Consider the following 6,277-nt stretch of genomic DNA (forward strand, 5'->3'; position numbering starts at 1 on the left):
GCCCGGCAAGCCGGGCTGGAAATATTTTTAGGCCAGAAGGTTGCCGGGGACAAACCACTCTCGCCGTGAATTGAGCAGATCCTGCGCGCTCATCGCTTTCTTACCTGCAGGCTGCAGCGATTCGAGACTCAGTATCCCGTCGGCAGTCGCCACCTGGATACCCGCTTTGGACGCCTCAACGATGGTGCCTGGTTTAGCGCCGGTCGAAGAGGGGATAACAGAGGCTTTCCACACTTTCACCGGTTGCTCATCAACGATGAACCAGCTCATTGGCCAGGGATTGAAAGCGCGGATGCATCGTTCAAGCTGAGCGGCGCTAAGGGACCAATCCAGACGCGCTTCTTCTTTAGTGAGCTTCTCAGCGTAAGTGACCAACGTTTCATCTTGCACTTGCGGTTGCGCGTTGCCCTGCGCAAGCTGCCGCAGTGTTTCAATTAACCCCTGGGGACCCAGCCCGGCAAGCTTATCGTAAAGCGTGGCGCTGGTATCATGAGCGGTAATCGGGCAGGCAAGTTTGTAGAGCATATCGCCGGTATCAAGACCGACGTCCATTTGCATGATGGTAACGCCTGTTTCAGCATCGCCCGCCCACAATGCGCGCTGGATGGGCGCAGCGCCGCGCCAGCGCGGTAACAGTGAACCGTGAACGTTGATGCAGCCGAGGCGTGGCATGGCAAGCACTGCTTTTGGCAGGATCAATCCGTATGCCACCACGACCATTACGTCGGCATTGAGATTTGCGACCAATTCCTGATTTTCGGCAGCGCGCAACGAGGCGGGTTGAAATACCGGTAGCCCTTTTTCCTCTGCCAGCATTTTCACCGGGCTGGGCATCAGCTTTTTGCCACGACCGGCAGGACGATCCGGTTGGGTGAAAACGCCGACAACCTGATGCTCAGAAGACAACAGCGCGTCCAGATGACGCGCTGCAAAATCCGGCGTGCCGGCGAAAATAATACGTAAAGAATCTGACACGTTTATCCCTTACAGCCCGTTTTATGCACGGGCGTTCATGCGATCCAGTTTTTCAACTTTCTGGCGAATACGCTGACGTTTCATCGGCGACAGATAATCAATAAACAGTTTGCCGACCAGATGATCCATCTCATGCTGAATACAAATTGCCAGAAGACCATCCGCTTCCAGTTCGAATGCTTTTCCATCACGATCCAGCGCGCGGATTTTTACTTTCTCTGCGCGAGGTACCAGCGCACGCTGTTCCGGAATCGACAGGCAACCTTCTTCAATACCCGTTTCGCCGCTTTTTTCCAGCAGCTCAGGGTTGATCAAAACCAATTGTTCATCGCGATTTTCGGACACATCAATAACGATAATGCGCTGATGAATATCAACCTGCGTTGCCGCCAGGCCAATACCTTCTTCTGCGTACATGGTTTCAAACATATCATCGACGATACGCTTAATGTCCGCATTCACTTCTTTAACCGGCTCGGCGACTTTGCGAAGGCGCTCGTCCGGAATATGTAACACATGCAAAACTGCCATAAATATCCAGAGTCGTGTTCAGGAGTTGGTGAGAATATTCCCTCTATTCTAGACAAATCCCCTTGCGATTGACAGCATCAGTGACCAATCGCAAGGATTGCTGCAGCGGCTTGTGGCAGGGAGAAAAGATGACGAACAGGGAGATCTGGCTGCGGCTGTTACAAGTAACGAATCTGTGTGGCGAGCAGTGGTTGAGCGCAGCGCAGTGGCTGGAGCAAAACCCAAATGCGACTTCGGGCGAGCTCCAGCGATTTGGGTTCACGCCTGCGCAGACGCGGCGCTTTCTCTCTCTTCCTGAGCGCGAGCTTGAGCAAAGCATGGAATGGCTTGCGCAACCACATCATCATTTACTTATCGCCAGCGATCCGTTCTATCCCGCCCCGCTGCGCGCGATTACGGATTTCCCCGGCGCAATCTTTGTTAAAGGCGATGCAAAGGTACTGTCGACACAGCAGCTGGCGGTGGTTGGAAGCCGTGCGCATTCATGGTATGGCGAACGCTGGGGGCGGATTTTTTGCGAAGCGCTGGCGCGTGCAGGGTTGACCATTACCAGCGGTTTGGCGCTGGGTATCGATAGCGTGGCTCATCGTGCCGCCTTGCATGTAAAGGGGAAAAGCGTTGGCGTATTAGGACATGGTCTATACCACCTTTATCCGCGTAAGCATGCTTCCCTTGCCGTGCAGCTGATTGAAAGCGGTGGCGCATTAGTGTCTGAGTTTCCGCTGGCGGCTACGCCAAAACCGGGGAACTTTCCCCGCCGTAACCGCATTATTAGTGGTCTTAGCCGTGGTGTATTAGTCGTTGAAGCCGCGTTACGCAGCGGCTCGTTAGTGACCGCGCGGATTGCTGTTGAACAAGGCCGCGACGTGTTTGCCATTCCTGGCCCTATTGGTAGCCCCGGCAGCGAAGGGCCGCACTGGTTGATCAAACAAGGCGCGATACCTGTCACTTCCGCTGACGAGATCCTCGAAAGTTTGCAATATGGGCTGAATTGGTTGTCTGACGTGGGTGAAAAAGCAATTAATTCTGTGGATCAAGAAGAGGTGGCATTGCCATTTCCTGAGCTCCTGGCTAACGTAGGAGATGAGGTAACACCTGTTGACGTCGTCGCTGAACGTGCCGGCCAACCTGTGCCAGTCATCGCCGCTCAATTGCTTGAACTGGAGTTAGCAGGATGGATCGCAGCTGTACCCGGCGGCTATGTCCGATTGAGGAGGGCAAGCCATGTTCGACGTACTAATGTACTTGTTTGAGACTTACATCCATAACGAAGCTGAACTGCGTGTGGATCAGGACAAACTGGAACGGGATCTTACCGACGCCGGATTTGATCGTGAGGATATCTATAACGCACTTTTGTGGCTGGAAAAGCTGGCTGATTATCAGGAAGGCCTTGCCGAACCGATGCAGCTTGCTTCTGATCCACTTTCTCTACGTATTTATACGCCGGAAGAGTGTGAAAGGCTGGATGCCAGTTGCCGGGGATTCTTATTATTCCTCGAGCAAATCCAGGTGCTTAACCTCGAAACGCGGGAAATGGTGATTGAACGGGTGCTGGCGCTGGATACGGCAGAGTTCGAGCTGGAAGATCTCAAATGGGTCATCCTGATGGTTCTCTTCAATATCCCCGGGTGCGAAAACGCCTACCAGCAAATGGAAGAATTACTCTTTGAAGTGAATGAAGGTATGCTGCACTAATCATTTTTGCAGCTTCAAGAGTCGTTATGGCCAAATCAGCACTGTTTTCGGTGCGCAACAGCGAGCCCTGCCCACAATGCGGGGCTGAACTTGTGATCCGATCCGGGAAACACGGTCCGTTTCTCGGATGTTCTCACTATCCGGAATGCGATTATATTCGTCCCCTCAAAAGCCAGGCGGACGGACATATCGTTAAAGTTCTCGATGGACAACAGTGTCCTTCGTGCGGTGCCGCACTGGTTTTGCGCCAGGGCCGCTTTGGCATGTTCATCGGCTGCAGCCGCTATCCTGAATGTGAACATACGGAGCTGATTGATAAGCCTGACGACACGGCTATCACCTGTCCGCAATGTCAAAGCGGGCATCTTGTGCAGCGCCGTTCCCGATATGGCAAAACCTTCTATTCCTGCGATCGCTATCCCGATTGCCAGTTCGTTATCAACTTCAAACCGGTAGCGGGTGAATGTCATATCTGCCACTACCCGCTACTCATCGAAAAGAAAACCGCGCAGGGCATTAAACGCTTCTGCGCCAGTAAACAATGTGGACAGCCGGCAACGGCGGAACAAACTCGTGAAGAATAACCTGCCAATAGATCCTATCGCTACGGCGGTAGAGATCCTGAATAAAGAACACGTCATCGCTTATCCAACGGAAGCTGTTTTCGGTGTCGGCTGCGACCCGGACAGCGAAACAGCCGTTCATCGCTTACTGGAGCTTAAACAGCGCTCGGTCGAAAAAGGTCTGATTCTTATTGCCGCCAGCTTTGACCAGCTCAAACCTTATATTGATGACAGTATGCTGACTGAAGAGCAGCGCCGGACGATTTTTGCCAGTTGGCCTGGGCCGGTCACCTTTGTATTCCCGGCGAAACCCACGACGCCGCGCTGGCTCACTGGGCGTTTTGACTCGCTGGCCGTGCGCGTAACCGATCATCCCACCGTGATTGCGCTGTGTGAGGCCTACGGAAAACCACTGGTATCAACCAGTGCTAATTTATCGGGACTGCCGCCTTGCCGAACCGCGCAGGAAGTTATCGCGCAATTTGGCCCGCAGTTCCCGGTCGTCGATGCGCCAACGGGCGGCAGGCTAAATCCTTCAGAAATCCGTGACGCCCTTACCGGCGAACTTTTCCGTCAGGGGTAATTGTATGGAATCCTATGCCGTCTTTGGTAACCCAATAGCGCACAGTAAGTCTCCTTTTATCCATCAGCAATTTGCGCAGCAGCTGCGGATTGAACACGCTTACGGGCGAGTCTTAGCGCCTGTGGATAGCTTTGTACCGACGCTGGAGGCTTTTTTTGCAGCGGGTGGGAAAGGTGCAAACATCACAACGCCCTTTAAAGAAGAAGCCTTTGCTCGTGCGGACGAACTCACCGAACGTGCAGCCTTAGCCGGGGCGGTGAATACGCTTAAGCGGCTGGATGATGGCCGCTTGCTGGGTGATAACACGGATGGCATCGGCTTGCTTAGCGATCTTGAACGACTCTCGATGATCCGTACCGGCTTTCGTATTCTGCTGGTGGGAGCGGGGGGAGCCGCGCGCGGCGTGATTCTTCCGTTGCTCTCATTAGATTGTTCGGTGACGATTACCAACCGTACTTTTTCCAAAGCACAAACCCTGGCAAAGGTCTTTGCTCATACTGGCAGCGTTGATGCCGTGGCAATGGAGGATTTGCATCACCACGAATTCGACCTGGTAATTAATGCTACCTCCAGCGGAATCGGCGGGGAGATCCCCGCTCTGCCTGATTCGCTTATTCATCCCGAGCTATATTGCTACGACATGTTTTATCAGCAAGGTCTTACGCCCTTTCTTAGCTGGTGTAAAAAATCAGGCGCGAAGCAGTACGCAGATGGGTTAGGTATGTTGGTGGGGCAGGCCGCGCATGCAGTATTGCTGTGGCACGGAGTTTTACCGAATGTGGAGCCGGTGATCGCTCAGTTAAAACAGGAACTGGCGAAATGAATCAGGCTATTCACTTCCCGGATCGCGAAGAGTGGGATGGTGCCCTTGAAGCGGTATGCTTTCCCGCGCTGGTCAACGGCATGCAACTAGCTTGCGCCATCAAAGGTACTGTTCTGGCAAGCCGTTTTGGCGGTGAGACACCAGAACAGTATCTGGCGGTCTTTCATGAACATCGCTGGGATCTGGAAGAAGAGGCGGAGCAACAGATCCGCCGCCAGCAAGAGGACGATCAGGGCATTGTCTGGTTATCCTGATCCAGATACTCATCTTTCCATTCCACGTAATTGCTTGCTGAATACTTTAAGCCTTCCAGTTCCGCCTCGGTCAAAGGGCGGATCTGTTTTACCGGGCTGCCCAGGTAAAGGTAGCCACTTTCCAGATGTTTATTTTGCGGTACCAGGCTACCGGCACCGATCATCACGTCATCAGCAATGGTGGCGCCATCCAGTAAGATAGAACCCATCCCGACCAATACCCGGTTACCGATAGTGCAGCCGTGCAGCATCACTTTATGCCCGACCGTCACATCTTCGCCAATGATCAGGGGATCGCCTTCTGGGTTATAAGAGGACTTGTGGGTAACGTGCAGAACGCTGCCGTCCTGAATATTGCTGCGTGCGCCGATCTCGACATAATTCACATCGCCGCGAATCACCACCAGTGGCCAGATACCCACATCATCAGCAATTCTGACGTCACCAATCACTACGCTGGTGGCATCAATCATGACCCGCTGGCCTACTTTTGGCCGCAGATCCTTATAAGGACGTAAAACGGTAGACATAATTACCTCATCAAAACGGGCTGTGATAATGACTTTGATCGTAAGAATGGCCTTCTGCAAGGCTTTTACCCACCATTATTTGAGCAGATCGTACGGGATCACAGCAAAAAGAATGAAAAAACAGCAGTCAGAAAAAAAGATCGCAAAAAGACTTGTGCTAAAAATTGGGATCCCTATAATGCGCCTCCGTTGACCCGATAACGTGAATCACTTCACCAGATAGTCGGGGTAACGGAAGAGAAAAAACCTGAAACTGAGGGTTGACTCTGAAAGAGGAAAGCGTAATATACGCCACCTCGCGACGAAGCGCTAAAGCGCGT

The 6,277-nt window shown here is 52.8% G+C and carries 9 protein-coding genes; 6 read left to right on the forward strand and 3 right to left on the reverse strand.

The features are described 5' to 3' along the window. Positions 1 to 27: 27 nt before the first annotated feature. Both fmt and def read right to left on the reverse strand, forming a co-directional pair. Positions 28 to 975, reverse strand: coding sequence for a methionyl-tRNA formyltransferase (gene fmt / locus RW65_RS00425; RefSeq protein WP_039054682.1), 948 nt, complete (start codon positions 973 to 975; stop codon positions 28 to 30). Between the two features lie 21 nt (positions 976 to 996). Next, positions 997 to 1,506: a peptide deformylase gene (gene def / locus RW65_RS00430; RefSeq protein WP_039054683.1), complete on the reverse strand. Its 510-nt coding sequence runs from the start codon at positions 1,504 to 1,506 to the stop codon at positions 997 to 999. 128 nt (positions 1,507 to 1,634) lie between these two features. On the opposite strand from def, the gene dprA reads away from it, so the two are divergent. The 6 genes from dprA to RW65_RS00460 are packed head-to-tail and all read left to right on the forward strand — an operon-like array spanning position 1,635 to position 5,427. Next, positions 1,635 to 2,759, forward strand: a complete 1,125-nt coding sequence (gene dprA, locus RW65_RS00435) for a DNA-protecting protein DprA (protein WP_039054684.1) — start codon at positions 1,635 to 1,637, stop codon at positions 2,757 to 2,759. After that, entirely contained in the window at positions 2,731 to 3,204 is a 474-nt protein-coding gene (gene smg / locus RW65_RS00440; RefSeq protein ID WP_039054685.1) for a DUF494 family protein Smg, read from the forward strand. The genes dprA and smg overlap by 29 nt, the downstream gene beginning before the upstream one ends. A gap of 26 nt (positions 3,205 to 3,230) precedes the next feature. Continuing rightward, the gene (locus tag RW65_RS00445; RefSeq protein ID WP_039054686.1) at positions 3,231 to 3,788 is read left to right on the forward strand and encodes a DNA topoisomerase family protein; all 558 of its coding nucleotides are present in this window, start codon (positions 3,231 to 3,233) and stop codon (positions 3,786 to 3,788) included. Further along, the gene (tsaC, locus tag RW65_RS00450; protein ID WP_039054687.1) at positions 3,778 to 4,350 is read left to right on the forward strand and encodes an L-threonylcarbamoyladenylate synthase type 1 TsaC; all 573 of its coding nucleotides are present in this window, start codon (positions 3,778 to 3,780) and stop codon (positions 4,348 to 4,350) included. The genes RW65_RS00445 and tsaC overlap by 11 nt, the downstream gene beginning before the upstream one ends. Before the next feature lie 4 nt (positions 4,351 to 4,354). Further along, positions 4,355 to 5,173, forward strand: coding sequence for a shikimate dehydrogenase (gene aroE / locus RW65_RS00455; protein WP_039054688.1), 819 nt, complete (start codon positions 4,355 to 4,357; stop codon positions 5,171 to 5,173). Continuing rightward, a complete protein-coding gene (locus tag RW65_RS00460) occupies positions 5,170 to 5,427 on the forward strand; it encodes a DUF1488 family protein (protein ID WP_039054689.1) in 258 nt (85 codons plus the stop codon). Before aroE ends, RW65_RS00460 begins: the two co-directional genes overlap by 4 nt. On the opposite strand, the gene RW65_RS00465 is transcribed toward RW65_RS00460, so the two are convergent. Beyond that, positions 5,403 to 5,957, reverse strand: coding sequence for a gamma carbonic anhydrase family protein (locus RW65_RS00465; protein ID WP_039054692.1), 555 nt, complete (start codon positions 5,955 to 5,957; stop codon positions 5,403 to 5,405). The two genes, RW65_RS00460 and RW65_RS00465, sit on opposite strands and share 25 nt — an antisense overlap. Between the last annotated feature and the right edge of the window lie 320 nt (positions 5,958 to 6,277).

This window comes from Enterobacter sp. Bisph1, assembly GCF_000814905.1.
GTDB lineage: Bacteria > Pseudomonadota > Gammaproteobacteria > Enterobacterales > Enterobacteriaceae > Kosakonia.

Excerpts from the sequence above, each read along its gene's own strand:
- def (WP_039054683.1), bottom strand. The coding sequence starts at position 1,506 with ATGGCAGTTTTGCATGTGTTACATATTCCGGACGAGCGCCTTCGCAAA.
- dprA (WP_039054684.1), top strand. The coding sequence starts at position 1,635 with ATGACGAACAGGGAGATCTGGCTGCGGCTGTTACAAGTAACGAATCTG.
- smg (WP_039054685.1), top strand. The coding sequence starts at position 2,731 with ATGTTCGACGTACTAATGTACTTGTTTGAGACTTACATCCATAACGAA.
- RW65_RS00445 (WP_039054686.1), top strand. The coding sequence starts at position 3,231 with ATGGCCAAATCAGCACTGTTTTCGGTGCGCAACAGCGAGCCCTGCCCA.
- aroE (WP_039054688.1), top strand. The coding sequence starts at position 4,355 with ATGGAATCCTATGCCGTCTTTGGTAACCCAATAGCGCACAGTAAGTCT.
- RW65_RS00460 (WP_039054689.1), top strand. The coding sequence starts at position 5,170 with ATGAATCAGGCTATTCACTTCCCGGATCGCGAAGAGTGGGATGGTGCC.
- RW65_RS00465 (WP_039054692.1), bottom strand. The coding sequence starts at position 5,957 with ATGTCTACCGTTTTACGTCCTTATAAGGATCTGCGGCCAAAAGTAGGC.